The organism is Gloeocapsopsis crepidinum LEGE 06123 (assembly GCF_015207655.1).
Taxonomy (GTDB): Bacteria; Cyanobacteriota; Cyanobacteriia; order Cyanobacteriales; family Chroococcidiopsidaceae; genus Gloeocapsopsis; species Gloeocapsopsis crepidinum.
The window spans coordinates 1-26489 of sequence record NZ_JADEWN010000078.1 but is presented as its reverse complement, the minus strand read 5'-3'; the positions used below and the strand labels follow the sequence as shown (position 1 = coordinate 26489).

Annotated in this window: 28 protein-coding genes; 12 read left to right on the top strand and 16 right to left on the bottom strand. The window is 41.2% G+C overall.

What is annotated here, in order from left to right:
- Positions 1 to 94: 94 nt before the first annotated feature.
- The 6 genes from IQ230_RS22870 to IQ230_RS22850 all read right to left on the bottom strand — a co-directional run bounded on the left by IQ230_RS22870 (position 95) and on the right by IQ230_RS22850 (position 2688).
- On the bottom strand, positions 95 to 313 hold the full coding sequence (locus tag IQ230_RS22870) for a type II toxin-antitoxin system VapC family toxin (protein WP_193934535.1): 219 nt from the start codon (positions 311 to 313) through the stop codon (positions 95 to 97).
- Entirely contained in the window at positions 310 to 546 is a 237-nt protein-coding gene (locus IQ230_RS22865) for a type II toxin-antitoxin system Phd/YefM family antitoxin (protein WP_193934534.1), read from the bottom strand. Before IQ230_RS22865 ends, IQ230_RS22870 begins: the two co-directional genes overlap by 4 nt.
- A 41-nt stretch (positions 547 to 587) precedes the next feature.
- A complete protein-coding gene (locus IQ230_RS27040; RefSeq protein ID WP_228055254.1) occupies positions 588 to 887 on the bottom strand; it encodes a hypothetical protein in 300 nt (99 codons plus the stop codon).
- Positions 888 to 924: 37 nt separating this feature from the next.
- The gene (locus tag IQ230_RS27035) at positions 925 to 1461 is read right to left on the bottom strand and encodes a DM13 domain-containing protein (protein WP_228055253.1); all 537 of its coding nucleotides are present in this window, start codon (positions 1459 to 1461) and stop codon (positions 925 to 927) included.
- A 522-nt stretch (positions 1462 to 1983) separates the two neighbouring features.
- Positions 1984 to 2307 carry a helix-turn-helix domain-containing protein gene (locus tag IQ230_RS22855; protein WP_193934533.1) on the bottom strand — a complete coding sequence of 108 codons (324 nt, stop codon included), beginning with the start codon at positions 2305 to 2307 and terminating at the stop codon, positions 1984 to 1986.
- 3 nt (positions 2308 to 2310) lie between these two features.
- Complete coding sequence (locus IQ230_RS22850) at positions 2311 to 2688, bottom strand: type II toxin-antitoxin system RelE/ParE family toxin (RefSeq protein WP_193934532.1); 378 nt, start codon at positions 2686 to 2688, stop codon at positions 2311 to 2313.
- Positions 2689 to 3044: 356 nt separating this feature from the next.
- Here IQ230_RS22850 and IQ230_RS22845 point away from each other — a divergent pair, with 356 nt between their 5' ends.
- From IQ230_RS22845 to IQ230_RS22825, 5 genes are all read left to right on the top strand, one after another.
- Positions 3045 to 3350 carry a UPF0175 family protein gene (locus IQ230_RS22845; RefSeq protein ID WP_228055252.1) on the top strand — a complete coding sequence of 102 codons (306 nt, stop codon included), beginning with the start codon at positions 3045 to 3047 and terminating at the stop codon, positions 3348 to 3350.
- 27 nt (positions 3351 to 3377) lie between these two features.
- Positions 3378 to 3737 carry a DUF3368 domain-containing protein gene (locus tag IQ230_RS22840; protein ID WP_228055251.1) on the top strand — a complete coding sequence of 120 codons (360 nt, stop codon included), beginning with the start codon at positions 3378 to 3380 and terminating at the stop codon, positions 3735 to 3737.
- Positions 3738 to 3849: 112 nt separating this feature from the next.
- Positions 3850 to 4950: an aldo/keto reductase gene (locus tag IQ230_RS22835; RefSeq protein WP_193934531.1), complete on the top strand. Its 1101-nt coding sequence runs from the start codon at positions 3850 to 3852 to the stop codon at positions 4948 to 4950.
- Between the two features lie 20 nt (positions 4951 to 4970).
- Positions 4971 to 6053: a class I fructose-bisphosphate aldolase gene (locus IQ230_RS22830; protein WP_193934530.1), complete on the top strand. Its 1083-nt coding sequence runs from the start codon at positions 4971 to 4973 to the stop codon at positions 6051 to 6053.
- A 165-nt stretch (positions 6054 to 6218) separates the two neighbouring features.
- Entirely contained in the window at positions 6219 to 7829 is a 1611-nt protein-coding gene (locus IQ230_RS22825) for an FAD-dependent oxidoreductase (protein WP_193934529.1), read from the top strand.
- Between the two features lie 8 nt (positions 7830 to 7837).
- On the opposite strand, the gene IQ230_RS22820 is transcribed toward IQ230_RS22825, so the two are convergent.
- Positions 7838 to 9217 (bottom strand): GDSL-type esterase/lipase family protein, encoded by a 1380-nt coding sequence (locus tag IQ230_RS22820; protein ID WP_193934528.1) that lies wholly within the window; start codon positions 9215 to 9217, stop codon positions 7838 to 7840.
- A gap of 211 nt (positions 9218 to 9428) precedes the next feature.
- On the opposite strand from IQ230_RS22820, the gene IQ230_RS22815 reads away from it, so the two are divergent.
- The 3 genes from IQ230_RS22815 to ggt are packed head-to-tail and all read left to right on the top strand — an operon-like array spanning position 9429 to position 13158.
- Positions 9429 to 10598: a pyridoxal phosphate-dependent aminotransferase gene (locus tag IQ230_RS22815; protein WP_193934527.1), complete on the top strand. Its 1170-nt coding sequence runs from the start codon at positions 9429 to 9431 to the stop codon at positions 10596 to 10598.
- A gap of 33 nt (positions 10599 to 10631) precedes the next feature.
- Positions 10632 to 11615 carry a zinc-dependent alcohol dehydrogenase family protein gene (locus tag IQ230_RS22810; protein ID WP_228055250.1) on the top strand — a complete coding sequence of 328 codons (984 nt, stop codon included), beginning with the start codon at positions 10632 to 10634 and terminating at the stop codon, positions 11613 to 11615.
- Positions 11608 to 13158 (top strand): gamma-glutamyltransferase, encoded by a 1551-nt coding sequence (gene ggt, locus IQ230_RS22805; RefSeq protein ID WP_193934525.1) that lies wholly within the window; start codon positions 11608 to 11610, stop codon positions 13156 to 13158. Before IQ230_RS22810 ends, ggt begins: the two co-directional genes overlap by 8 nt.
- Here the strand turns inward: ggt and IQ230_RS22800 are convergent.
- A complete protein-coding gene (locus IQ230_RS22800; RefSeq protein WP_193934524.1) occupies positions 13155 to 16706 on the bottom strand; it encodes a WD40 domain-containing protein in 3552 nt (1183 codons plus the stop codon). The two genes, ggt and IQ230_RS22800, sit on opposite strands and share 4 nt — an antisense overlap.
- 192 nt (positions 16707 to 16898) lie before the next feature.
- Here IQ230_RS22800 and IQ230_RS22795 point away from each other — a divergent pair, with 192 nt between their 5' ends.
- The 3 genes from IQ230_RS22795 (at position 16899) to IQ230_RS22785 (ending at position 18614) form a co-directional block, all read left to right on the top strand.
- Positions 16899 to 18029: a lactonase family protein gene (locus IQ230_RS22795; protein WP_193934523.1), complete on the top strand. Its 1131-nt coding sequence runs from the start codon at positions 16899 to 16901 to the stop codon at positions 18027 to 18029.
- Between the two features lie 54 nt (positions 18030 to 18083).
- The gene (locus IQ230_RS22790) at positions 18084 to 18341 is read left to right on the top strand and encodes a hypothetical protein (protein WP_193934522.1); all 258 of its coding nucleotides are present in this window, start codon (positions 18084 to 18086) and stop codon (positions 18339 to 18341) included.
- A 90-nt stretch (positions 18342 to 18431) separates the two neighbouring features.
- Positions 18432 to 18614: a DUF4278 domain-containing protein gene (locus IQ230_RS22785; RefSeq protein ID WP_193934521.1), complete on the top strand. Its 183-nt coding sequence runs from the start codon at positions 18432 to 18434 to the stop codon at positions 18612 to 18614.
- 69 nt (positions 18615 to 18683) lie between these two features.
- On the opposite strand, the gene IQ230_RS22780 is transcribed toward IQ230_RS22785, so the two are convergent.
- The 3 genes from IQ230_RS22780 to IQ230_RS22770 form a co-directional block, all read right to left on the bottom strand.
- On the bottom strand, positions 18684 to 19730 hold the full coding sequence (locus tag IQ230_RS22780; protein WP_193934520.1) for a 3-deoxy-7-phosphoheptulonate synthase: 1047 nt from the start codon (positions 19728 to 19730) through the stop codon (positions 18684 to 18686).
- 245 nt (positions 19731 to 19975) lie between these two features.
- A complete protein-coding gene (locus tag IQ230_RS22775) occupies positions 19976 to 20272 on the bottom strand; it encodes an acylphosphatase (RefSeq protein WP_193934519.1) in 297 nt (98 codons plus the stop codon).
- Positions 20273 to 20381: 109 nt separating this feature from the next.
- On the bottom strand, positions 20382 to 20618 hold the full coding sequence (locus IQ230_RS22770; RefSeq protein ID WP_193934518.1) for a hypothetical protein: 237 nt from the start codon (positions 20616 to 20618) through the stop codon (positions 20382 to 20384).
- A 228-nt stretch (positions 20619 to 20846) separates the two neighbouring features.
- On the opposite strand from IQ230_RS22770, the gene IQ230_RS22765 reads away from it, so the two are divergent.
- Positions 20847 to 21221: a DUF1823 family protein gene (locus tag IQ230_RS22765; RefSeq protein WP_193934517.1), complete on the top strand. Its 375-nt coding sequence runs from the start codon at positions 20847 to 20849 to the stop codon at positions 21219 to 21221.
- 16 nt (positions 21222 to 21237) lie between these two features.
- On the opposite strand, the gene IQ230_RS22760 is transcribed toward IQ230_RS22765, so the two are convergent.
- From IQ230_RS22760 to IQ230_RS22740, 5 genes are all read right to left on the bottom strand, one after another.
- Positions 21238 to 22779 carry a cellulase family glycosylhydrolase gene (locus IQ230_RS22760; protein WP_322742549.1) on the bottom strand — a complete coding sequence of 514 codons (1542 nt, stop codon included), beginning with the start codon at positions 22777 to 22779 and terminating at the stop codon, positions 21238 to 21240.
- 500 nt (positions 22780 to 23279) lie between these two features.
- Positions 23280 to 23942 (bottom strand): SOS response-associated peptidase, encoded by a 663-nt coding sequence (locus IQ230_RS22755; RefSeq protein WP_193934515.1) that lies wholly within the window; start codon positions 23940 to 23942, stop codon positions 23280 to 23282.
- Between the two features lie 232 nt (positions 23943 to 24174).
- On the bottom strand, positions 24175 to 24873 hold the full coding sequence (locus tag IQ230_RS22750) for a hypothetical protein (RefSeq protein ID WP_193934514.1): 699 nt from the start codon (positions 24871 to 24873) through the stop codon (positions 24175 to 24177).
- A gap of 173 nt (positions 24874 to 25046) precedes the next feature.
- Positions 25047 to 25841, bottom strand: a complete 795-nt coding sequence (locus tag IQ230_RS22745) for a serine/threonine-protein kinase (RefSeq protein ID WP_193934513.1) — start codon at positions 25839 to 25841, stop codon at positions 25047 to 25049.
- A 5-nt stretch (positions 25842 to 25846) separates the two neighbouring features.
- Entirely contained in the window at positions 25847 to 26269 is a 423-nt protein-coding gene (locus tag IQ230_RS22740; RefSeq protein WP_193934512.1) for a tetratricopeptide repeat protein, read from the bottom strand.
- Positions 26270 to 26489 lie beyond the last annotated feature (220 nt).

Below are 26489 nucleotides of genomic sequence, written 5' to 3'. Positions count from 1 at the left end.
CCCCAACTACTGCATTCAGGGTTGATCTTCTCATTGCCACTGCACTCGATTTAATTAATCCCGTGCATTTGAAAAACTGGTTTACTCACTGTTGCTACTGTGCCTCATAAAACTGCAATAGGCTGTATTTTTCGGGAGGTTCCGGCAGAGGTAGCTTACCTAGTTGGTACTTAACAATTGCTTCCCAAACTGAAACTGAACTCAGATAAACTTCGTTGTCTGGATCACGAATCGCATCCCGAACATCCGTTGACAACTGGATATCACCACTGATGAACCATAAGAAAATATGCGTATCTAGCAAAATCCTCATTTGCCCTCAAATGCGTTGAGTAGATCTTCCGGCAAAGGAGCGTCGAAATCATCTGGAACGGTAAACTCGCCTGCACATAAACCAAATGGTCGCAACTGCTTACTACTGGCAATAGGTCTAAGTTCAGCGATCGGCTTGTCAGATCGAACAATGACAAGCGTTTCACCTGCCTCTACTTGACGAAGATACTTTAAAGGATCGCGTTGTATTTCATCAACAGTGACACTAAACATAAATTGCCTCAATACAAATTTTTATGAACAGCAGTTTTATCTCATGTAATTGTGCGATCGAACATTGCTTGAAGCACATCCTTACGTTCAAGGGTTTTACCATCAAGAATGACAGCACTAAACGTATCATCAACAATTCGCTTCGCGCCATCATTAACGTGAACATGAATTCCCCTTTCCTGCGGGCGGTCTGCTGACCACACGATTGCTGGAGTAGATGCCCAAATTTCGTAATCACAGCCTGAGTATTTATCTAAATCCAGATTTAATGTTCTGTCTGGTTCCTTATACTGTGTGTTCTTTGCAAATTGGTCATATAGAGGCTTGAGAGGCGTTGACACAATATGTCCAGAACTCTAAGTGCTATCACAACCACAATTACCACAGAAATGTTTTCGATGGGGCTTCCGCAAAATCGCCCAGATCCAAATGTGGATAGCCACACTGTGAGCAGTTGATGCAGGTCATCTCTCGATTCTCTTCTACAGCACACACAAACTCGAATGCAGCAGGTGGTGTGATGTTAACACGGGTAATTTCGGCGTGGGGAAACAATCCCAAATCTTCGTGGTAGAGCAACGAAATAGCTTCAAAGTCAGCGTCTATTAACTTCTTACCTTGTGCTTTGGGACGCAAATGAACATGAATCTTAGGGGCACGAGACTCGATTGATTTGGTAGACAGCCCTGTTGGAAGTGAACACCAGATGCCTACCTCAGCATAATCAGCCACATTAATTTCCAATGGAGCCAGAGTATAGTTCATTGGTTGGGAGTGGTTAGCACAACGCATCACTCCCGAGCGCTTATATGATTCTTGATCAGCTTTAGTTCCCCAATGCGTTTGGTGAGTCCGACACCACCAACGATCAGCACCGTGCCGGAACTTTCCAGCGTGGACGAAATCGCAAGGCAAGAGCGCATCATTACCCGCCTGTGCAGGAAAATTTCCAAGTATAGATTTAGAAAAAACAGCAATATTTCCAAGTGTGCACCCAGATGCCCAACAAATCGCATTAACCTGGCTCCAGGAATTTTTACCTTCCGGCGCTAGAGGCTGTTCCTCACCGATCCTACTAACAAAAATCTTCTTGGCTGGAGCACCTTCGGGGTATTCCCACTCGCACTCCCATAGCTCAACCTTATTAGTTGCTTGATTGACTTTGCGCTCAATAAACATAGGATTCGGTAGCAGCCCAAAACAGATACTCCACTACCATTGTGCCATTTTTAAAATTGCGTTGGCTTTGACACGGACGAAAAATTGGACGTACTGCCATAACCGAAAGACTAAGCAGCCCAACACTGCGTTGGTGCGGACGGTACAGAGGTTATTGGTGGGAGTTCAAGGTTATCTACCGCCGCTGCACTTCACCGTTAGCTGGCTTCGTTTCTGGGTTGGGGCTGGTACAGGGAGACGATCTGTTAGTATTCAAAATCACGAAGTAACAACGCGCGTTTGAGCTTGTGCGTGAGATTTGGGCTTCACTACAATTTCCACATCTCGTCCCAAAGCATTAAGAAAGCGAAACAACCGTGCGGTCGAAAAACCTATTAGTTTTCCATTGATTAATGCCGAGATTTTAGGTTGGTCAATTCCTAACACCTCTGCTGCCTCACTTTGCGTCATTCGCTGAGTAGTAATAATGCTGCTGATCCGGTGAGCAAGTTCTACTTTGACAAGCAATTCGTCAGCATTGTCCAAACTCAAATCTGCAAATACGTTGCCACTACTGGCTTGCACTCCAATTTCTTCAGTCATATTTTACTCTCCCTGGTGTTTGCTGTAATTTTGCGAGTAGTGCTCCTTGGCTCGTTTCAGTCTTGTTTCGATCAGGTCAATATCCTGCTTAGGAGTAGCAATACCTTGCTTTGATTTCTTCTGAAAAGCGTGTAAAACGTAGACCACTCCAGCCAGTTTTACCGTGTAGACGACTCGATAAGTATCTCCGTCAAAGTCTTCTAAAATTTCCAGTACCCCAGTCCCCTTAAATCCTTTGAGTGGCTTGGCTGAGGGATGCTTTTCACCACAGTGAGCCAGGTACAACGCGTACCCAACGGTTTGCCGAACATCCTCTGGAAACTCCTTTAAATCTTCCAGGGAACTTCCGACCCATTCAACTGGCTTTGGTAATGCATTCATGCTTTAAATATGCTGGTTTTGGCATATTATTGTCAATAGCCAGATTCATCTGGTGCTGCCAGCCAGCTAACATGTCACGGCAGCGGACGGGCGAAAGTCGCTGGTGCTGAGTTCAAAGTTGTCTGCCGCCGCTGGTTGGGAACGTTAGCTGGTGCATAAAATCCTTGCACTCGTATTTGGAGGTTTTTGGTGAGTTCGAGAGCGTTCAGGAGATAGTCTGTGGTGTCTCAAAGTGCTCAGGAGTTAGTGGCGGTGACAATCGTGAGGAGCGATTGGTGAGTTTCAACAACAGGGAAGTTTAGCTACACTAAACTCAAATCAATTTTCCCTGAAGCCGATTTCCTGGTGGCAATCCTATGCAAATCACCCTCAACCTCCCTGATGAATTAATTCAACATTTCAACCGCGATCGCCTTGCTCGTGAGATTTTAGAAGCTTTAGTAGTGCAAGCCTATCAAGCAGAAAAAATTACCAGTGCCGAGGTTGGACGTATCCTTGATTTGCCATCCCGTTGGGCAGTAGATTCATTTCTAAAAAAGCACAATGCTGATTTACACTACAATGAAATTGATCTAGGTGCGATCGCGAAACCCTCCGTCAACTTCGGGCAAGGCACAACAGTAGTGCCTCATGATTGTTGTTTCCGATACCTCGCCGATTAACTATCTGCTGCTGCGGTGCGTGATGAAATGCTAGATTCAGGTGCGCCACCTGTTCTTCAGCAATTGATTATAAATCCTCCTTCCTGGCTTATCATTCAAGCCGTTCCCGTGATGAATGACACGCTCAGTGCCCTCGATCTAGGCGAACAAGCTGCCATTACCCTTGCTCAAACATTGCCAACAGACTTACTGATTATCGATGAACGTTTGGGGCGACGGATTGCAAGCAATCAAGGAATTTCCACTATCGGTACTTTTGGTATCTTAGATGATGCCGCAACTCAAGGTTTGATCGACCTTGGTGAAACCATTGCTCAATTGCAACAAACAAACTTCCGTGTTTCCCGTCACATAATTCAGGCATTGCTAAACAAACAAGTGAATTAGCAAATAATTTCTCCTCTACACCTTTGCATTCCTGCTCTTTCGCTCCCTACTACCTTTAGGTAGGTTTTTTTACAATCAAGGAGTGCTACCAGAAAAAGGGAGGTGATAGCTGATGACAGAAGAATCAGGAACATCACAAAAGTACTCGCTCAATTGGCAACGACGGGAATTTTTGCTACGTGCAGGTATCATTGGTGCTGGAGGCGCGATCGCGTATTTCATCTGGCAAAAACAACAGAGCATCTCACAGGTGACACAAAGCCCAGTAGCTAATACGCGCGAGGATTTTGGTACAATCCCGCGACGGATGTTAGGTAAAACAGGAGTAGAAGTCTCTGCATTAGCACTAGGAGGCGCACACCTAGGTAACATCAAAGACGATCAAGTTGCGGTACGAATTGTTCAAGAAGCGGTTGACGCCGGAGTAAATTTCTTAGATAACGCCTGGGAGTACGGTAAGGGACGCTGCGAAGAATTAATGGGTCAAGCACTACAAGGAGGAAGACGCGACAAAGCGTTTTTAATGACAAAAGTTTGTACGCACGGGCGCGATGCCCGCGTAGCAATGCAGCAGTTAGAGCAATCTTTACAACGATTAAAAACAGATTACATCGATCTGTGGCAAATTCATGAAGTGATTTACGACAACGACCCTGAATTACATTTTGCCAAAGGCGGCGCGGTCGAAGCACTAGAGCAAGCAAAACAACAGGGAAAAGTCCGCTTCATTGGGTTTACAGGTCATAAAGACCCTGCAATCCATCTCAAAATGTTAGCTTATAAATACCCCTTTGATACTTGTCAGCTACCTCTAAATTGTTTTGATGCTAGCTTTCGCAGTTTTGAGCAACAAGTACTACCAGAACTTCAACGACAACAAATCGCCGCAATTGGCATGAAGAGTTTGGGTGGTAGTGGTGACGCATTGAAAAAAGGAATCGTTACAGTAGAAGAGGCACTCCGCTACGCTATGAGTCTCCCTGTAGTGAGTACGGTTAGTGGCATTGATTCTCTAGCGGTGCTGTATCAGAACCTACGTATTGCTGGCAACTTTCAGCCTATGAGTATAGAGGAAATGCAAGCTGTACGCAATCGATATGCAAGCTACGCCGCAGACGGACGCTTTGAACTGTATAAAACATCAAAAAAATACGACGGGAGACCAGGTAGAGAACAACATGGATTTCCACTACCACAGCAGTTGAAACTTTAGGAGAAATTTGAGGAATTTTTATGACAGCAACACTATCTGCACCAGAATCAATTGCATCTTGGTTGGGTGAAGAGGCAGAAGATCTGCTAACCTATAAAGCCAAAGTCTCAAAAGATTTATTGCACTTGCCAGGATCAGATTTTGTCGATCGGATTTTTACAATTAGCGATCGCTCACCGCAAGTATTGCGCAGTCTCCAACAACTTTACTCTTATGGTCGTTTAGCAAATACGGGTTATCTTTCTATCTTACCAGTAGACCAGGGAATCGAACACTCTGCAGGGGCTTCGTTTGCGCCTAACCCGATTTATTTCGATCCAGAAAACATCGTTAAGTTGGCGATTGAAGCTGGCTGTAACGCGGTTGCGACAACTTTGGGTGTTTTGGGCAGTGTTTCGCGTAAGTATGCGCATAAAATTCCCTTCATTGCCAAACTCAACCACAACGAATTACTGACATATCCAAACCAATTCGATCAAGTGATGTTTGCGTCAGTTGAACAAGCTTGGAATTTGGGGGCTGTTGCCGTTGGTGCAACTATTTATTTTGGATCTGAACAATCAACACGGCAAATTCAGGAAGTGAGTGAAGCTTTTGCCCACGCGCACGAACTTGGTATGGCAACAGTTCTATGGTGCTATTTGCGGAATAATGCGTTTAAGCAAGATAAAGACTATCACATCTCAGCAGATCTCACAGGTCAAGCTAATCACTTGGGCGTGACAATTGAAGCTGATATTGTCAAACAGAAGTTGCCAGAAAATAATCATGGCTATGCCGCAGTTGCCCACGCAACAGGAAAAAGCTACGGTAAAACCAACGATCGCATCTACACTGATTTAGTCACAGATCACCCAATTGACTTAACGCGCTATCAAGTCTTAAATTCTTATTGCGGACGTGCGGGGTTGATTAATTCGGGTGGTGCTTCTGGTAAAAATGATTTTGCTGAAGCAATTCGCACAGCAGTTATCAATAAACGTGCTGGTGGTTCTGGCTTAATTTCTGGTCGCAAGACGTTCCAGCGTCCCTTTGAAGATGGAGTGAAACTGTTTCACGCGATTCAGGATGTTTATCTATCGTCGGAAGTGACGATCGCTTAAGAATTACGTCTATCCCAGGCAAGATGAGTAAAGGTTCTTGCTTGGGGGAAAATTTTGTCAGAGTTGTAAACTTTTTTGAAACGAACCGAACTTCGGCACAGAGATCAAGAGAGATCTTCAAGGACAAAAAAGATTGTTTAATACTGCTGTACGTTTGAATTAATTATGAGTAAACAGAATGCTGAGTCTGCGCCATTGAAGGAAGCTGTTGTTGCACGGGTTAAGGATTTACAAAATGGCGAGATGAAGCAAGTTTTGGTGGGAGACACTGATGTATTACTAGCGCGAATGAATGATGAATTTCACGCAATTGGTGCTTACTGTACGCACTATAAAGCCCCACTTGCGGAGGGAGTTTTGAGTGGCGATCGCGTTATTTGTCCTTGGCATAATGCTTGTTTTAACTTGGTGACGGGAGATTTACAAGAACCGCCAGGATTGGATGCGCAACCTTGTTATGCAGTAAGAATTGTAGATGAAGATGTCATTGTGAGTGTTCCTGAATCAGCACCACAGCAACGAACTCCGGCAATGGTTGAGTATAAACCAGATGTGGATCAACGCGTATTTGTTGTAGTGGGTGCGGGTGCGGCGGGAAGTGCAGCAGTAGAGGCACTGCGACAGGCAGGTTTTGCAGGGCGCATCGTCATGCTGACGTATGAGGATAAATTACCATATGACCGTACGTGGTTGAGCAAAGACTACTTTACTGGCAAAGTCTCTACTGATGAGATGCCATTGCGATCGCAGAAGTTCTACGATGAGCATGGTATTGAAGTTTTATTGAATAAGCGCGTTGAACGCATCGATGCAACAACTAAAACTATCACCTTTGCAGATAGTGAGACAATGACTTATGACTCGTTGTTGCTGGCTACTGGCGGTAAACCGCGTCAGTTGGATGTTGAAGGTGCAGATTTAGAAAATATCTTTACCTTACGTAGTTTTGCTGATACGGAAAAGATCCTCTCATCCGCAAAAAATGCATCGCGTGCCGTTGTGATTGGTTCAAGTTTTATTGGGATGGAAGCGGCTGCGGGGTTAACACAACAGGGTTTGCAAGTTACTGTTGTTTCGCCGAGTGCAGTACCGTTTGAGAAAATTCTTGGTAAAGAAATTGGACAGTTGTTTCAGCAGGTACATGAAGAAGAAGGCGTGAGTTTCCTTCTGGGTACAAAAGCTCAAGAATTTGAGGGTGAGGGCAAAGTAGAAGCTGTTATTTTAGAAAATGGCGATCGCTTAGCAACTGATCTAGTCATTGTCGGTATTGGCGTACAGCCAGCAACTCAGTTTCTCGAAGGTGTAGAGTTGCATGACAAAGATCGTAGTGTGGTTGTCGATGAATATCTTTGTGCAGCTGATGGATTGTATGCAGCGGGAGATATTGCGCGTTATCCTGACTGCCGTACAGGTGAATCAACACGGGTAGAACACTGGCGGTTAGCAGCACAACACGGTCGCGTTGCAGCTTACAACATGGCAGGAAAATCTATAAAATTCGCAGGTATCCCAGTTTTTTGGACAATGCAATTTCAGTTTCCTTTGCGTTATGTCGGACACGCGACTGAGTGGGATGAAATTATTTTTGATGGTAACTTGCAGGAACGAGAATTTATTGCTTTTTATATCAAAAACGAGCAAGTATTAGCTGCAGCAGGAAGTCAACGCGATACCGAAATGGCAGCAATTTCTGAGCTAATGCGTTTAAATCAAATGCCTACTGCAACAGAATTACATGATAGTAAGATTGATTTAGTAGCACGAATAAAGAACTAATTTTGCGTCTAGATAACAACAATGTTATTACGTGTAATATCTGGTTCGCCAATGAGTTTGGCAATTTGAATCGCGTCAGCGTTGCTAGTCCCATCAACGTCAAAGAATAAATTACCGTTACTGCGGTTGTAAATGAAGCGATCGCTTGAATTTTGTGCAGATGCTATGCGAAACTCTCTGCTTGTAATAGTACCTCTCGAAAGCCCACCACCAAAACCTGCTTGAGAAACTACGATTTTATCGAAGTTGGGATTAAAGTCTCTAATAATATCAACTCCCTCAGCGGGGTAATTAAACACAAAGCGATCGTAACCAGAACCGCCAATTAACGTATCATTGCCAAACCCGCCAATGAGTGTATCATTACCAGCATTCCCTTGCAGAACATTAGCAGCACCATTGCCGATTAACTTATCAGCAAATCGCGATCCTGTCACATTTTCTATCCCCGTAAGAGTATCGCGGTCAACGAGTGCATCATACCAAGCGTTTCCCAGTTTATCGTAGCCTTGACGACGCGGATGAATACCATCGGGAGTTAAGTCACTCAAATTCAGACTACCTCCTGCGTTGACAAAGCTAACATTCTTGCCTTGCGCAACTTTGCGATCAACTAAGTCAGGAAGAAGAGCATTAAAATCTTTGGCAAGGTTAGCAGCAGTTTTGCTACGAACACTAGCATCAATTGGAGCAATGGATGAAACAAGTATCTGAGTCTTTGCTGATTGCTGCGCAATGCGGTCAATTAGGTAGCTTAAATCGTTGTACATTTCTCTCAAACTACTATGACCTAAAGCATCATTTGTACCGATCATTAGCAGCACAATATCAGGTTGGTAGGTTTTGAAAATTCCTCTATTGACTAAATTAGTGATTTCATCGATTGTCCAACCGCCGTGCCCTTCGTGATTTTTGTCATCAAGGCTTGGAGGTCCATTAAACTGCGAACCAACAAAGTCGATTTTCAAACCATCAGCCGACACATTATTCCATAGTTGAATTCGGTAAGTTCCAGGAGTAGGGTCTACGCGGTGTTTTCCCTCGGTGATTGAGTCACCCAAAGGCATAATTTTGGGTTGACTTGATGGATTAAAGATGGGTGTAACAACAATTCCTTTTTTGAGATTCGCAACAATTCCTCGAGTAGCTTGGCTATAACTAGCTGTGTCTATTCCACGACCGCCAACAAGTCGATCGTCGCCGCTACCACCAAAGAGCGTGTCATTACCACGACCGCCAAAGAGTGTATCATTGCCGCTACCTCCTCGAAGCAGGTCATTACCACCATAACCGTAAATTTTGTCGTTTCCAGCAACACCGTAGAGCGTATCTGCTAGTGCAGTGCCAATCAGGGTATTCTTTTTAGAAGTTCCTTGAATAAAAGCCATCAAATTTATTTGAAATATTTTGCTCTATTAAGATTTAGTCAAAGTATCACAATATAGCACTAGCGATAAATGTCATAAGAGTATGGTTTTAGCTCTTACTGTGACAAGCGGTTGTGAGTTCTCAAGAATAAGGAAGCAATGAAAAATACAATTCAGTTGTAAGACTCTAAGATATCCTAGATAAATTAGAGTTTTGCCGAAGATATTGAGCATGAAGTTGGCAGCACGAGTAGGTGAGGTAACTCCGTCTTTAACACTGGCGATCGCCGCCAAAGCCAAAGCAATGAAGCTAGACGGAATCGATGTTTGTAGTTTTAGCGCGGGAGAACCAGATTTTGATACTCCCACACACATCAAAGCCGCTGCTCAAAAAGCCTTAGATGAAGGTAAAACAAAGTACGGTCCCGCCGCTGGAGAACCAAAATTACGTGAAGCGATCGCCCGCAAGCTGCAAAATGAAAATCACCTCGACTACAACACCGAAAATATCATTGTTACTAATGGTGGTAAACACAGTTTATTTAACTTGATGCTGGCATTGATCGAGCCAGGTGATGAAGTGATTATACCTGCGCCCTACTGGCTTAGTTATCCCGAAATGGTCAAGCTAGCTGGAGGCAAACCAGTGATTGTCCAGACGGATGCTGCGACAGAATACAAAATTACACCAGCGCAATTACGTTCAGCGATTACCGCTAATACTAAGCTATTTGTTTTCAATTCGCCGTGTAACCCTACGGGTGTTGTTTATACACCAACCGAAATTCAAGCCCTTGCACAAGTCATAGTCGAACAGGATATTTTAGTTGTCTCAGACGAAATTTACGAAAAGATTATTTACGACGATGCCAAGCATATTAGTATTGGCTCACTAGGCAAGGAAATTTTTGCACGGACAATCGTTAGTAGCGGCTTTGCTAAAGCATACTCGATGACAGGCTGGCGACTTGGTTATTTAGCGGGTGCAGTCGAGTTAATTAAAGCAGTCAGTACGATTCAAGGTCATAGTACTTCTAATGTGTGTACGTTTGCACAGTATGGTGCGATCGCTGCGTTTGAAGAATCACAAGAGTGTGTCGAAAAAATGCGTTTAGCCTTTGCCGAACGACGACAAGTTATGTTAGAGCGAATTCGTGCTATACCTGGAGTTAGTTGTGCGCCACCGAATGGTGCATTTTATTTATTTGTCAATATTAGTAAAACAGGCTTAAGTTCGCTAGAATTCTGCGACAACCTTCTAGAAACCCAACAAGTTGCGGCTGTTCCTGGTATTGCTTTCGGCGCAAACGATCATATTCGTCTCTCTTACGCTACCGATATGGCATCAATAGAAAAGGGCATGGATCGCTTGCATAAATTCGTGCAAAGCCAATTATCTTAATTTCCCCTCTAAAACACAACGATCATGCGGGCAATGATTCTAGATACACCAGGTAAACCCCTGCGTGTCGCCAACTTACCAATTCCAACACCAAATCCGCAGCAAGTCCTAATTCGCGTTCGCGCTTGCGGTATTTGTCGCACAGATCTGCACATTGTTGATGGAGAACTCACACAACCGAAACTACCATTAGTTCCTGGACATCAGATCGTGGGAATTATTGAAGAAGTCGGGGAACAAGTACAGCAATTTAAAGTAGGAGATCGCGTCGGTGTTCCTTGGTTAGGGCATACTTGTCATCATTGCCGCTATTGTCTCAGTGGGAAAGAAAATCTCTGTGACTACGCGCAGTTTACAGGCTATCAAATCGATGGTGGCTATGCAGAATATACAGTTGCTGAAGAAAGCTTTTGTTTTCCTCTTCCTGATGATTACCCAGATTTACAAGCTGCACCTTTATTGTGCGCAGGGCTAATTGGTTATCGCGCTTATCGCATGACAGGTGATGCCCAAAAGTTGGGTTTTTACGGTTTCGGTGCTGCTGCACATATTCTGATTCAACTCGCACGCTATCAAGGACGAGAAGTTTACGCTTTTACCCGTAAGGGAGATATCAAAGGGCAAGAATTTGCTCGTACACTTGGTGCTGTCTGGGCTGGCAGTTCAGAAGAGTTACCACCGGAACCGTTAGATGCTGCAATTATTTTTGCCCCAATTGGTGCATTAGTACCTGCTGCACTTCGTGCGGTTACTAAAGGGGGTGTCGTTGTTTGTGCAGGAATTCACATGAGTGATATTCCATCATTTCCTTATCATATTTTGTGGGAAGAACGGGTTGTGCGATCTGTAGCAAATCTCACGCGTCTTGATGGCGAAGAATTCTTAGCTTTAGCGCCGCAAGTTCCAATTCACACTGAAGTCAATCTTTTTCCTTTAAATGAGGCAAACGATGCACTTGATGCTCTGCGCAGTGGCAAAATTAATGGCGCAGCTGTCTTAGTTGTCGCCCATGACTAAAATAACACACGGCACGATCGCCGCTGGACATCATAAAACTGCCGAGGCTGGAATTGAAATGTTTCGTAGTGGTGGTAATGCTTTTGATGCTGCAACAGCAGCTATGTTGGCGTCTTTCGTTACCGAATCGGCACTAACTTCAGCTGGTGGTAGTGGTTTTCTGTTGGCTCATACCAACCGGAACGAAAATATTTTATTTGATTTTTTCTCGCAAACACCACGACAAAAGAGACATATCGGCGAACTCAACTTTTATCCGATTGAAATTGTTTATGGTGATGCCGCCCAAGAGTTTCATATTGGGCTTGGTTCAATCGCTGTACCTGGTAATATTGCTGGAATTTTTCACATTCAAGAAAGATTAGGGAAATTACCTTTTAAGGCGATCGCTGAACCTGCAATTCATTATGCAAAAACAGGCGTAGAAGTTGGTAACTTTCAATCCTACTGCTTAAATATCCTCAAACAAATAATGGTTTCCTCTCCCGAAGGAAAGCAAATATATGCACCAACTGGAGAAATCCGTCAACTTGGTGAAAAAATATTCATGCATGATTTTGCTAATACCTTAGCGCATCTAGCAGCAACAGGATGTCAAGAATTTTATCAAGGAGAAATTGCCCGTCAGTTAGTGAATGATTGTCAAGAATATGGCGGATATTTAACTTTAGAAGATCTCAAAAGTTATCAAGTTATTGAAAGAACACCTTTAAAAGTTAATTATCGAGGTAATACTTTTTTAACAAATCCTCCTCCGAGTTCGGGCGGAATCTTAATGGCATTCACTCTAGAACTTTTATCAAGAATTGATTTAGAAACTGTTGGCTTTGGCACATCGCGCCATCTAGAAATTCTAGCGGAAGTCATGCGACTGACAAACGAGGCAAGAAAGGATGGATATAATACAAATATTTATCAACAAGACGTTGCTGAAAAATTCTTATCAGAAGAGCATATAGCTCAATACGAAAAACAATTAACTGATGCGCATAAGTGGGGAAGCACGACGCATATTAGCGTTGTTGATACCGAAGGTAATGCAGCTAGCGTAACAACGACACACGGGGAAGGTTCTTCTTATATGATTCCTGGTACAGGAATTATGATAAATAATATCCTAGGAGAAGAAGATTTAAATCCCCAAGGATTTCATCAATGGCAAGAGAATGTCAGAATTTCTTCGATGATGGCACCAACAATAGTACTCAAAGATAATCAACCTGAAATTGTTCTAGGATCGGGAGGAGCAAATCGGATTAGAACCGCAATTTTACAGGTTATTTCTAATATTATTGATTTTAAAATGCCTGTTCAGCAAGCAGTAAGCAGTCCTCGCGTTCATTGGGAAAATAATATTTTTAATGTTGAACCAGGATTTAGTGATTCAGTCATTAAAGCAATCGAAAATGATGACGATCAGTTGATTTTATGGAATACAAAGAATATGTTTTTCGGTGGCGTACACACCGTTATGGAAACATCTGAAGGGGTCATTTCGGGTGCAGGAGATGAACGAAGAAATGGTGCGATCGCTCAAATTTAATTATCCTCGATTGCACCAAGCGATCGCAGTACGGCTTTTTGCGCTTGAGTTAATCCTGTTACTCCGGTAATATTCATACCTTCATAAAGTCTTTTTGCCCGCAGGATTTTCAAGCATTTTCCTGTTTTCACATCCCATAATCTTACCGTTTGATCTTGCGCTCCACTGCCGCTGGCGACGATCCGGTTATCATTACTAAAGGCGATCGCACAAACTTGATGTGTATGTCCGACACAAGTTTGCAATTCCCCAGTCTCAACATTCCAAAGCTTTACCGATTGATCAGCACTACCACTTGCTAGCATTTTCCCATCACGGCTAAAAGCAAGAGTAAACACAAAACCTTTATGTCCTTGTAGTTTGCGACACTTTCCTGTTGTAAGATTCCACAATCGGATTGTGGCATCAGCACTACCACTAGCGATGGTTTGTTCGTCTGGACTCAAGGCAATACAGTAAACAGCTTTATTACCATCTTTCATAATTTGGTGACACTGCCCCGTTTCAATCTCCCATAACCGGATTGTAGAGTCGGTACTAGCACTAAATAATGTTTTGCGATCGCGGCTGAAGGTCACTGACCATAAATGATCGGTGTGACCGTGTAAGGTATTAATACACTCACCTGTGTTCGAGTCCCATAATTTTATTGTGCGATCGGCGCTACCACTCGCCAAAATTTGACCATCTTGGCTAAATGCAACAATCCGTACCCAATCAGTATGTCCGTGTAAAATTTTGCATTGACCTGTAGAAATATTCCATAGCCGGATTGTCGAATCTGTACTACCACTTGCGATCGCACTACCGTCATGATTGAATGCAAGTGACCATACTTGCCCGATATGTCCTGCTAGAGTTTTCATTTCTTCACCACGACTGACATTCCAAAGTCGGATCGTTTTATCTGCACTACCACTTGCTAAAAATTCTTCCTGATCCGCCTGACACTGCGGTGCAAATACGACAGGAAATGCCCAATCAGTATGTCCTTGTAAAGTTCTCAAGCATTGTCCAGTTGTCCAATTCCAAAGTCTGGCAGTTTGATCTAAGCTGACGGACACTAACATTGTCCCTTGCGGACTAAACGCAACTGCACAAATTTGATGCGTATGTTCTGGCAAAGTTTTGATACAACTACCTGTGTTGACATCCCATAACTTCACCGTTTTATCACCACTGCCACTTGCTAGTATTTGACTATCAGGACTAAACGCAACTGCATAAACACCATGAGTATGACCGGTGAAAGTTTGGCAGCATCTACCTGTTTTGATATCCCATAGTTTCACTAAAGAATCTGTACTACAACTTGCAAGTATTCCATTATTATTAAACGCAATAGACCTTATCCAATCAGTATGTCCAGTTAATGTTTTGATACATTTACCTGTTGTAATATCCCAAATTTTAATCGTGTTGTCGGCACTACCACTTGCTAATATTTGACCATCATGGCTAAAGGCAACAGAACGTACACAATCGGTATGTCCGGTCAATGTTTTGATGCATTCACCTGTGGTGACATCCCACAGTTTGATTGTGCGATCGCCACTGCCACTTGCTAGTATTTGACCATTAATATTAAAGCTTATCGAGTAAATTTCGTGCGTGTGTTCGGTGCAAGTTTTTTGGCATTGACCTGTAGTAACATCCCAAAACCTTACTGTTTGATCAGTACTACCACTCGCTATTTTACCATCACGACTAAAAGCAACTGTTCGTACCCAATTAGTATGTCCCTCACACAATGCCAGGAGTTTACCTGTTTGTGCTTGCCATACGCGCACTTTCCCATCAACATCACACGTTGCTAAGAGTTCACCATCATAGCTAAATGCGGCATCTAAAATGTTTCCTAAAGTTTCTGTAAAAACTGATTTTGATAAGTCAGAAAAAGCAAAATTTACATTGTGTAAGTTGATTCCTTGTAAATAAGCTTGCCATACTGTTAAGTGTGAAAAATCGTAGTCGCTGAAATCTACTTTGAGATGGCACAGCAAATTCAAAATATTACCGCCAATATATCCTGTTTCTAAAGAAGATTGACCGTGAATTTGAGAAAGTTGAATGAGTCGATTTTCAATACTTTTAAAAGAATGAAAAGTAACCAATAATCCATCAATTACAGGTTGGAGAATTAAGTTAATTTGGGTATCGCGTACATAATCTTTTGCTTGTGCCTTTACTAAGGCGTGACTTTTGAATAAGGTAAGTTCTCCTGATGTAATTTCAACACAAATTTGCTCAATCAATCGAGTCGTGACGTATTCCATCACAACTGGTTGTTGAGTAAAAGTAGCGCCTGATTTTTCGATGAGTGAGCGACGTTGCAACGATGCGATCGCCTGAAGAATTTCGCTCGGTGGTAAACCAGAAATAAAATCATCCTGTAGTTCTGCAAGTGTGACGGGTTCTCGGTTAATTGCCAACCAGTACATAATCTCTTGTTCTGCCTTTGTAAGGCGTTGAAATTGGCGTTCTAATAAATCGCGAATGTCGTCAAAAATAAATGGACCAGTTTTCAGGAAATCAAGAAACTGGGGGATGTTGCTATCAAAAAAATCGCGAATCGCCGCAGCAACAATCTTTAAAGCTAGTGGATTACCACCATAATGAGAAATTAAAGCTTGCCATTGTGCTTCGGAACCTATGAAAGATCCCTTGGTTTGAAAAATTGCTTGTCCGACAGCTGATGGTAAACCTGTCAAATATAAACAACGAACAGGAGATTCACCTTCTAAAGCTACAAAACCTTGAGGTTTTTCCCGTGAAGTGAGGATCAAACAGCTATTGTGGGAAGTTTCGCCAATACGTTGCAGTAATTGACCGTAGCCTGCATATCCTTCTCGATAGGCTCCTGTGCGTGCAGCGAAGCTATCCCCAAGCGACTCGCCACTGCGTAAAATTGACTCAGCATTATCTAAAATCAACAGACAGTGCGCAGCACGTAGGTACTTAATCAGCTGCGAGATTTTACCGTCTAAATAATTAGGTAGCTTTGTTTCGTGCTGTTCTGAGAGAAACTGAATCAGTTCTGCCAAAATATCTTCTACTAGTGGTGCGTTACGCAGACTGCGCCAAATAATAAATTCAAATTCATTCTCAAGTTGAGCCGCTAATTTTGCACTCAACGCAGTTTTACCAATACCGCCCATCCCTAATAACGCCACCAAGCGACACTTATCTTGAATTACCCACTGTCGCAGGATATTGATTTCATCGCTACGACCGTGAAAATTCTCTACCTCCGGCGCTTCACCCCAGTCTTGCTGTCCAGTACGCTCAACAACTTCGCTCCAGTCGAGTTCGAGAATCTGACAGTAAGCTTTAAAAGCCTCAGCATTAATTGGTAACTTTCCCGCTAGAAACCGTTTCCAAGTTCCCTCCGAAACTCCTTCAGCTAAAAACCCTTGTTCTGACCACGTCACTCCTAGTACTTGAGTTGCACTTTCCAACCAGCGGAAGTCATCAATAGCCCATCCTTTTTCTTTTCTGGCTTGTTTAATTCGGACTAGTCCTCGTTGCGAAGCTTTGAGCGTAGACATTGTGCATTAAATGCTGTTTTTGTCAAGGTCAATTCTCAGCGTTGATTGCTGATCCAGAACCGATCTTGGGCAAATTATCAATCTAAGAAATATTAGAGTCAAGCCTGTCATCAATCTTTAGTGATAAATGACCTTAAAGCAATTAGCTCTTTATTAACTTTTAAGCTGCTGAAGTTGTAGCAATGAGGAGATATGTCTACTTTTAACCTGAAAAAACTTTTTTCTTACACCGCAGTTTTGTCAACACTTTTGCCAGGAAGCGCGATCGCTAACCAGCCACCAAGGGGTGCGGTTTACACAATGACGAATGCCACAAACGCTAACAAAGTCTTAGTTTACAACCGTGATGCTCAAGGTCGCTTAGGTGCGCCACAGAGGTATGATACAGGCGGTAAAGGCACTGGAACATCGCTAGGCAACCAAAATGCTTTAGTGTTGGATCAAGCAAATCGGTGTTTATATGCAGTCAATGCTGGTAGTAACCAAATTTCATCTTTTCTTGTTAAAGCTGATGGTTTATTACTCGCAGATAAAATCAATTCAGGTGGTTCGCGACCAGTCAGCGTGAGTGTCAACCGCAACCTGCTATATGTACTCAATGCGGGTGGTACTGTTGGTAATTCAGATAATATTAGTGGCTTTATTGTCGATAAGAACTGCAAAATGTTGCCTCTAGCAGATTCTACTCGACCATTGAGCGCAGCGAATACCGCACCAGCACAAGTGCAATTTACCCCCGATGGTCAGCGACTCATTGTTACAGAGAAAAGTACAAATAAAATCAGTACCTACAGTGTCTTACCTAGTGGGCGCGTCACTGGACCAAGAGTATTTGTTTCGGCAGGTACAACACCTTTTGGTTTTGCTTTTGGTAAGCGCGATCAACTTCTTGTTTCAGAAGCCGCAGCGGGTGCTGCTAATGGCGGTACAGTGTCATCTTATCTTGTCAAGCCTAATGGCGATCTTCAACTCATAACTTCTTCACTCGCCACAACCGAAACGGCAACGTGTTGGGTTGTAGTTAGTAATGATGGACGCTTTGCCTATGTCACAAACACTGGTAGCGAGTCGATTTCCGGCTTACGTGTCAGTTTTGGTGGCAACCTCAGTTTATTAACTGCTGGCGGTCGTACTGGTTTAACGGGTAGTGGGACAACTCCGATTGATTTATCACTCAGTAATGATGGATTAAATCTCTACTCGCTGGACAACACACGGGGCACAGTTGCAGTGTTTCGAGTAAACCTCGTTACAGGTCAACTGGTCAAACTTCAGACTATCGCTGGGTTGCCTGCTGGTGCTAATGGCATAGCTGCGCGTTAGTGCGATCGCGCGATCGCTGCATCACTTACCCCTCACCCTACAGGAGAAACCTTGATGCATCATGACACGTTTGGCACTCTTAATTTACTCAGCTTGTACTCAACTAGTAGCGATTCTCGACAGTTTCTAGAAAAATGCTTCGCTCACTCAGGTGAAGAAACACCGAGCCATCAGTTTCTTTTATCGATCGTTTTAGCGATTTTAGCGATCGCCAGTATTACTGCATATAAACAAGCACCACACATATCTCGTTCCTTACAACAAGCAGGTACACACGCTGTTCAGGAACTGCTGTGGATCAATTCTCGATAACAAACTTACGACAATTACAAATTACCCATGAGTTACCAACTAATTGCTCTAACTACCGTTCAATCAACAACTCAATCAAAGGTAAAAACTATGACTTTATCTTACCGTGGTTTGAAGTACGAATCCCCTGCTGTCCGTGTAAATAACAATATTGGTATAACTGCCAAATATCGAGGTATTACATATCGAAAGCAGCCGCGTACTTCCCTACAAAGACAAGTATGCGCACTAAGGTATCGTGGTTTAACTTACAATAGCGTGCGTTTTCAGTGAAAACAAATCAGTAACAGGAGGATGCTTGCTAACAGTCACTACAACAGCATTCCTCCTTTCTCTATGGCACTACTTGAGTTTTTCGTAAGCATCGCTAATAATTCTTTCAGTTTCTTCCCAGCTAATACACTTATCTGTTACTGAAACACCATATTTCAAATCTGCTAAATTGCTTGGGATCGATTGACCACCTTCATATAAATTGGATTCCAGCATCATGCCTACGATCGCAGTATTACCCTCAACAATTTGCTCAATGACGCTGTTGAAGACTGTAGCTTGTAACTTATAATCTTTATTAGAGTTCCCATGACTACAATCAATCACTATTTTTGCTGGTAAATTTGCTGCCTTTAATTTTTCTTCAGCAACTCTAATACTTTCAGCATCATAATTGGGCTTACCACCGCCACCTCTTAAAATAACGTGCCCGTGGGTGTTTCCTTTTGTTTTAAATACACTAACTTGCCCGTTATGATTGATACCTAGAAAATGGTGCGGGACTTCAGCCGACTTTAAGGCATTTAATGCAACTTCAATACCGCCATCAGTGCCATTTTTGAAGCCAACAGGCATTGATAAACCACTTGCCATTTCTCGATGCGTTTGTGATTCGGTTGTGCGAGCGCCGATCGCAGACCAAGCAATTAATTCACTAATATACTGCGGTACAATGGGGTCTAAAGCTTCGGTTGCTGCGGGTAATCCTAGTTCAGCTAAATGAATCAGTAATTTTCGTGCTGTTAACAATCCTTTTTCAATGTGAAACGAGTCATTCATGTCTGGATCGTTAATTAAACCTTTCCAGCCGACGTTTGTTCGCGGCTTTTCAAAGTAAACTCGCATGATGAGTAGGAGTTTGTCTTTGACTTGCTCAGCGAGGTTTTTAAGTTTGTCAGCATACTCTTTAGCTGCTTTGACATCATGGATAGAGCAAGGACCAACCACGATGAATTTACGGTTGTCGTAACCTTCTAGAATCGCTTCTATTTCTTTCCTGGCTCGCAAAACTGTTTTCTCTGCCGAATGTGTTAGTGGGAGTTTTACTTTTACTTCCTTCGGAGTCATTAAGATATGTGAATCTTGAATATGCGTATTGAATAGTTTGTTGTGCATAAGATAAAATCTCTTATTTGTTCAAAAATTGACTCAATATTAAGTTCTGAATTTACGTAAAAACATTACCTATCTTAATATAAAAACCTATATTTTAGTCGGGATTTTTAGGCAGTATTTGTAGGAATCAACAGGCGATCGCATTTGTCAAATTGAGTATTTTATATAGTTATTTTGGACAACATCACGCTTTATTAAGTTTTAATTAAAAATTACTATCAATATAAATAGTAAATAATACTCACTCAACGTCGGATACTAAATTTAGAAATTCCCTCTGGTGCTTTGTACTCAACAGTTACATCTTTGACGACAGCAGCACGACTTCCTTGATGACACCATCGCACCATTTTATCTACTACGTCTTTACTACCTTCAAACACAGCTTCAACACAACCATCCGCCAGATTGCGTACCCAACCATTCAGCCCTAACTCTTGAGCCATATCATAGGTTGCCATGCGAAAACCGACTCCTTGCACTCTACCAGAGACTAAAACATGAGCTTGAATACGCGCTTGAGATAGTGATGAATCGAGCATCAGCGGAAATTTTTACAAGTGTATTACGACATAAAAAAATCGCCTTTGTCTATCTTAAACAACTTGAAACAAAGGCGAGGTTTTTCTTGATGCTACAACTTAATTTAATTCAATCGTCATCATCGTCATCGTCATCATCGTCGTCACGATACCTGTAACGTCGGTCATCATCGTCATCGTCATCATCGTCGCGATCGCGATATTTGTAACGTCGGTCATCATCGTCATCATCGTCGTCACGATACCTGTAACGCCGATCGTCATCATCTCGATATCTGCGATCGTCATCCTTGGATCTTCCTTGCGGAAATCCTGGTATTTTTCTCAGAAAATCATCTATTCCCATAATCCTTCTCCCAAAAACGGAGTTGAGGCGCTGGCTTTTGTCATCAGTTTGTCATAATTTTTTTACCCACCATCTCTTCCAACAGAGGTAGATATTAATTAGAAGCGTTAATTCAAACTATCATGATTGATTACTCAAAATCTCAGCATAACTAGCAGGCAAAGCCTAAAATAATTCATATCTTCTAGTTTTTAAAAAGTTTTACTCAAATAATTAGAGCTTATGAATATGCCTCAGATGTTACCACTATGTACAGAAACAATTTGGGCAATTATTAACGATACTATCGACGATGTCACAGTTAATCAATTGGCATGGCACTATTTAGGCTATCGTTACGATGAGACGACAGATATGTGGGATAACACACAAGTTGTAGATGAATGGCGTGATGAGTATCCACAACCACCAAACTTTATTGAAAGTCGTCCAGCCACAGTCAAGCTAACTCGTTCGATTCCTCCAGAAAACAAGCAACTTTTAAAAGAGAAACTCGGTTTTTCTGGCTATAAAATTGGCGAGTTTGGGCCTCGCCAAACTCGTCGCGCAACAGTTGCAAATTGGTTATTAAGCTATATGCAGCAGAACAACAAAAATGCTTAGTTTCTCTTATTGTTCTTCATTTTGTTACAGGTATGATTTCCAAGGCATTAATCAATGGTAACTGAGCGCGTGGTATAAATTTTATATCTAATTGACCATCTTTTACAGTAATATTGACTGTTTTGATTAGTGCAATATTTCTACCTTTTGCTTCTGAGTATATATCAATGTTATTCAGTTTTTCCTCTTCTATGGCTACATCAAATACGCGTTGTCCTTTTGCTGAAATACCATTGTAAGTTTCTGCAAAGTGTAGTTTGACAAGATAGTTACCATTAGGAATTGTGAATGCATAACCTGTTAATCCATAACGTTCAGTTTGGTAAAGTCTAGCATTGGATGTATTAGCAATTGGAATATTACCACGGTTCACAGTTGAACCATTTAAAAAACCTTGATCTTGGTTCCATTTACTACCATTAGATGCAATGAACTCTGTATTGCTTCCTGCTGCGATTCGGATTGGGAAGTTTACCGTTGATGGTTGTGCTGATGGTGGGCTACTATTGCGCTTTTCGGACAACCAATCTCGCGTGAAACTTCCATGATATCGAGGACTTTGTCGAGGGGTCCAATCACCATAAAATAACTGTGGATACCAAGGGTTATTACTTGCTACCCAACTCGTCCAACTTAAGCCATAGTCATCAATAAATTTCTTTAATTCATTGCCATAAGTATTTTGATTTCCATAAACTTCAGTACCTGACATATCTTCATCCCAGCCCCACTCAGTTACGACAACTGGGTGACGTTGAGCCAAGTAGCCTATTTCGTATTCATACTTTTGTCGCTGTGAACCATTCTGCCGTGAATAGAAGCTTGGGTAAATATGTGCAACATAAGCTAAATTTGGCGAATTAGGAAACATAGGATCGTAAAATGGAGCATCAGCAGCCTCACGCATATGCTGACAGTACTGAGGACCACAGATTAGAATAATGTTTGGTGCACCGGCAGATCGAATTGTATTTATCCAAGGTTGTGCTAGGTTTTTCCAAGTACTCCAAGTCATCCCGCTGCTAGCATTGCTAGAGTTTTCATTGTATATTTCGTAGAGAACATTCCCATAAGAACTAAACTTAGGTGCAATATACTTCCAAAAGGCAAGTGTTTGACTTTGCTTGTTACGTGGATCTTGCACATAATGCCAATCTATAATGACATATAATCCTTTTGAGCTAGCGTAGTCTATCAAAGGTTTCAAGTATTGATTGAAGTGACGATCTGCCTTAGTTTGAGAAAAGGCTTCGTTTTCTAACCAAGTATGAGGATGAACAGGAACGCGAACAATCTTGGTGTACCAGTTTTTACTCGGATCTGTGAGTAAATCAATAATAAATTTATAGCCGAAATTCTTACTAATATGTTCTGCATCTGTAAGACTAACTCCGCGCAATACCACAGTACTACCTTGAGAATCTTGAAATTTGTTACCTACTACTCTAATATTTGGTGGTGGAGCAGCAATAGTCTTGCGATCAATTGCAGTTAGACTTATTCCCCAAATTGCTAGCGTTCCTAATAAAATATTTAGGGAATAGCGATTTCTTATCACAGAAGTCAAATGTCTTTTACCTTTCATGCTAAATTTTAAGTAAAGCTCAACAACCCACTTACAAAAGTGAGGCACATATCCATACTTAAGTCGCTAAATTATTAAATTTAGCCATTATCTACTAAAAAGCCTTATACAAAAATGAGAGATTCAAGATTAATAATGAACTCATTTTTATTCATCAAGACTTTATATAATTTGTTCTGCTGCGTTAATCAAACTTTACAGCTTTATGTTCTAAATCAAAATAAATATAATATTTAGAGAGTTCCAGCGTATTTTTACTGATTTTCGTATTTCTGTAATTATACTGAGTCAAGCAATTTTACTCAGAAAGATATCCATAACGCTTCTGTTGAAGGTCAAGATAAGCAAAATCAGATTCAATTATTTATATTAGAGATTTAATAATTTTAACTACTTAACTAATAACTCAGCTATCAACAAAAAAATACCTAATCTCAATAAAGATATGCCTACAATTATTTGTCTAGCATAGACTATAAGCTATTAATGCACTCGGCACTATTATTAGTTGGTTTGTTTACCAAGGTACTCACTGGGTAGGAGTTCATTGCTTGTGATGAGTATGGATGAAACAAATGCTGCAATTCTGTTTGTTGTGCGGTGATATCTAACCAAAGAGCATAATCTTGAGAGTTTAAAATAACTGGCATGCGATTGTGAATAGGACGCATTAACTCGTTAGCCTCTGTCGTTAGAATTGTGCAAGTTTCGATATTTTCTCCTTCCGGAGATTGCCAATGTTCCCATAACCCTGCAAAACCAAATGGTTGCTTATTCTGGAGATGAAAGTAGTATGGTTGTTTTTTATGTTCTTGACGTTGCCATTCATAAAATCCATCTGCTACCACTAAACAACGGCGTTGGCGAAACGCTGCACGAAAAGATGGTTTCTCGCTAACAGTTTCTGAACGTGCATTAATCAAGCGCGAACCAATACTAGCGTCTTCCGCCCATGAGGGAATTAAACCCCAACGCATTAGCTTCAACTGGCGTTGCTTTTTAGCAGAATACAACACTACAGGTACTGATTGAGTTGGTGCAATATTATATCTGGGTTCCATCTCTGATACTGCATCTAGCCCAAACGCGGCGGCGATCGCTTCAGCAGACTGAGTGAGGGTATATCTTCCACACATGATTTTACCTGGCTAGTATACTTATTATAAAATTTCTGCGATCGCTCCTCTACGTTAAATCAGCTATGCTAGGGTTATACAATTTTTTACCTTCTGGAAATGGTTGCAAGATACCTTTTACACACAAAGGTGGATTTAATTTCTCCTCATTTCTAGTGATTTTAGCATGGATAGAACGAGTTAAAATCAACCTCAATATATTTCCATTACACAACACATTGCACAATATTTTTTAGAGCATATTTACCCAAGCTGCATATGAATTAATAGACAAAAGCAATACACCATCAGGCAATTCACCAATTCTTTCTTCATTAATAATTTCAGTAAAATCCCGAATAATTGCAGAACTTCGTTTACCAAAAGCAGTTACCCATTGATGAATCAACTGTAGTTGCTTTAAATTTAATTGTTGAACTTCATCGAAACAAGTAAACTTAGCTGAACGCTCTATTTGAATCTTTTTTAGCCAATCATTATCAGGACAAGTACTCTGCCAATTCTTAACTATTAATGTATTTCCTAAATAATTTTTACTAAATAAACTAATTTTATTTAAGGCATCAAATATCTCTTGATTTGTAATTATGATTCGTTTAAAACCTAATAAGAGAAAGATTTTTCGCTTGATAGCAATATCTTCTTGAGATATATCAGCTTTTTGCAGTATCGCTTGATGTCGTCTCACCAGATTTTCTAATTGGTCTACCACTTTATTGATCAAATTTTCTTCTTGATACAATGCTACTAGTAGATTTTGTATTTCTTCTTCTAAGTAAACACTCTCAAGTAATTGCTCTAAAACCTCTTTTGAGTTAAAAAATATCCCCGACTGACTAAGTAGTGCTTTTAACTCACTTTCACATTGTAGTAGAAGTTTACGAATATAGTAACAAGTATTAAAAGATAGTTTTATTGTAGCAAAGGTCATGTTTTTCTTCTGTTATCAATGATTAACGATGAGTGCTAAATAAACTACATACAGTTATCAATTAATAAATTTATATTTAGCAAAAGTTGTGAAATTCGTATTTATTGCTAAACTTTAAAAAATTGGTATTTTTATTTTTTAAAGATAAAGTTCAGAATACTTAAGAAAATTCTTTACTGTTTGATATTTGCTGAACTTTGCTCAACCATTAAAGCTATTTGTACTGATTTCAACATCTCAGTAGCAGAGGTGAAGCGGCGCGCAGGTAGCTTTTGTAATGCTGTTGATATAATAGAGCGCAGAAGAGAAGGAATAGTATTAGGAATTTCTACAGGTTGAGTTAGGTGTGCAGGCATTAATTCTCCAAGTAAACCAGAAAAGGGGCGATAACCTAATAGCATTTCGTAAAGTACAACTCCAACTGCGTACAAATCAGAAGTAGGTAAGAATTGACCATAAAATTGTTCAGGAGCCATATATGCAGGCGATCCTAAATTAATTTCTATGCTACTTTGGCTCATCGCTATTCCAAAATCAGCAAGACAAGCTGTCCACCCTACTTCATTGTGATGTAGTAGTATGTTTTCTGGCTTAATATCACAATGAACAATACCGCGAGTATGAGCGTATTCTACGCCAGAAAGAATATCTGCAATTATTTTCAAGCTTTGAACTAAAGTAATTGCATTATTTGACTGCATAAGATGGCGTAAATTACCACCATCCCAATAGTCTAATACTAAATAGCGTCCTTTTTCAGTATGCTCTATAGCTTGACAAGCAACAATATTGGGATGTTGTAACTGTGTTAAAAAATTTAACTCCCGTAAAAATTTATGAGTGGGAAAACGCTTTCTTTCTAATTCTTTAAGAGCAACTAAGCTACCAGTTGGTATATGAATTGCTTTAAAAACTCGTCCAAATTGCCCTTGTCCTAGCAAATCTATAATTTGATATTGTGAACTCATGCAGGTTAATTTACCATAGTAGAAAATATGTTTTCTACTATTAGATTACTATTATTATCATTATTTAATGTTTTTAATTGATGTATTTCTTGACTAAAAGATTTAGCTTTTTGGTAGTTTTCAATATCACCTTTTGCAAAAAATAGTTTTGCAGCTACGCGAAAATCTTGAAGTGCTTGCTTTTTATGTCCTAAGTCTACATAAGCAAGTCCTCTGTTGTAGTAGGCTTCCGTATAGTTAGTATTTAGGCGAATAGCTTGATCGTAGTCGGCGATCGCTGCTGCTTTCTCTCCTAACCGTTCGTAAGCCTGTGCCCGATTATAGTAGGCTATAGCCGAACTAGGATCGAGTTGAATCGTTTGGTTACAACGGTCGATTTCTTGTAAAGAATTTACGATCTTGGCAAGTTTTGCCTGTTCATTTAACAACTTTTGAATATCTTCAGGCGCTTCCTGGCGTGTTTGTTCTGAAGCTTGACTAGAATTACTACTGTTCTTTTGTAATTCTGCAATTTGATAAGTTACAGCCTATTGCAAGTTTATGAGGTACAGTAAGAGGAGTACACAAATGAAGTCTAATGAAACCGTACTCGCTCGACTTGCGAGAAAAAATAGTTAAGGCATACACACAAGGTGACACCTCAATCAG

Bases quoted from the DNA above. Each gene is read 5' to 3' on its own strand.
- IQ230_RS22765 (WP_193934517.1), top strand. From the start codon at position 20,847: ATGCCTCAGATGTTACCACTATGTACAGAAACAATTTGGGCAATTATT.
- IQ230_RS22855 (WP_193934533.1), bottom strand. From the start codon at position 2,307: ATGACTGAAGAAATTGGAGTGCAAGCCAGTAGTGGCAACGTATTTGCA.
- IQ230_RS22825 (WP_193934529.1), top strand. From the start codon at position 6,219: ATGAGTAAACAGAATGCTGAGTCTGCGCCATTGAAGGAAGCTGTTGTT.
- IQ230_RS22845 (WP_228055252.1), top strand. From the start codon at position 3,045: ATGCAAATCACCCTCAACCTCCCTGATGAATTAATTCAACATTTCAAC.
- IQ230_RS22745 (WP_193934513.1), bottom strand. From the start codon at position 25,841: ATGAGTTCACAATATCAAATTATAGATTTGCTAGGACAAGGGCAATTT.
- IQ230_RS22780 (WP_193934520.1), bottom strand. From the start codon at position 19,730: ATGCACAACAAACTATTCAATACGCATATTCAAGATTCACATATCTTA.
- IQ230_RS22755 (WP_193934515.1), bottom strand. From the start codon at position 23,942: ATGTGTGGAAGATATACCCTCACTCAGTCTGCTGAAGCGATCGCCGCC.
- IQ230_RS22800 (WP_193934524.1), bottom strand. From the start codon at position 16,706: ATGTCTACGCTCAAAGCTTCGCAACGAGGACTAGTCCGAATTAAACAA.
- IQ230_RS22795 (WP_193934523.1), top strand. From the start codon at position 16,899: ATGTCTACTTTTAACCTGAAAAAACTTTTTTCTTACACCGCAGTTTTG.
- IQ230_RS22815 (WP_193934527.1), top strand. From the start codon at position 9,429: ATGAAGTTGGCAGCACGAGTAGGTGAGGTAACTCCGTCTTTAACACTG.
- IQ230_RS22820 (WP_193934528.1), bottom strand. From the start codon at position 9,217: ATGGCTTTTATTCAAGGAACTTCTAAAAAGAATACCCTGATTGGCACT.
- IQ230_RS22870 (WP_193934535.1), bottom strand. From the start codon at position 313: ATGAGGATTTTGCTAGATACGCATATTTTCTTATGGTTCATCAGTGGT.
- IQ230_RS22830 (WP_193934530.1), top strand. From the start codon at position 4,971: ATGACAGCAACACTATCTGCACCAGAATCAATTGCATCTTGGTTGGGT.
- ggt (WP_193934525.1), top strand. From the start codon at position 11,608: ATGACTAAAATAACACACGGCACGATCGCCGCTGGACATCATAAAACT.
- IQ230_RS22750 (WP_193934514.1), bottom strand. From the start codon at position 24,873: ATGACCTTTGCTACAATAAAACTATCTTTTAATACTTGTTACTATATT.
- IQ230_RS22775 (WP_193934519.1), bottom strand. From the start codon at position 20,272: ATGCTCGATTCATCACTATCTCAAGCGCGTATTCAAGCTCATGTTTTA.
- IQ230_RS22840 (WP_228055251.1), top strand. From the start codon at position 3,378: ATGCTAGATTCAGGTGCGCCACCTGTTCTTCAGCAATTGATTATAAAT.
- IQ230_RS22770 (WP_193934518.1), bottom strand. From the start codon at position 20,618: ATGGGAATAGATGATTTTCTGAGAAAAATACCAGGATTTCCGCAAGGA.
- IQ230_RS22850 (WP_193934532.1), bottom strand. From the start codon at position 2,688: ATGAATGCATTACCAAAGCCAGTTGAATGGGTCGGAAGTTCCCTGGAA.
- IQ230_RS22790 (WP_193934522.1), top strand. From the start codon at position 18,084: ATGCATCATGACACGTTTGGCACTCTTAATTTACTCAGCTTGTACTCA.
- IQ230_RS22785 (WP_193934521.1), top strand. From the start codon at position 18,432: ATGACTTTATCTTACCGTGGTTTGAAGTACGAATCCCCTGCTGTCCGT.
- IQ230_RS22835 (WP_193934531.1), top strand. From the start codon at position 3,850: ATGACAGAAGAATCAGGAACATCACAAAAGTACTCGCTCAATTGGCAA.
- IQ230_RS22810 (WP_228055250.1), top strand. From the start codon at position 10,632: ATGATTCTAGATACACCAGGTAAACCCCTGCGTGTCGCCAACTTACCA.
- IQ230_RS22865 (WP_193934534.1), bottom strand. From the start codon at position 546: ATGTTTAGTGTCACTGTTGATGAAATACAACGCGATCCTTTAAAGTAT.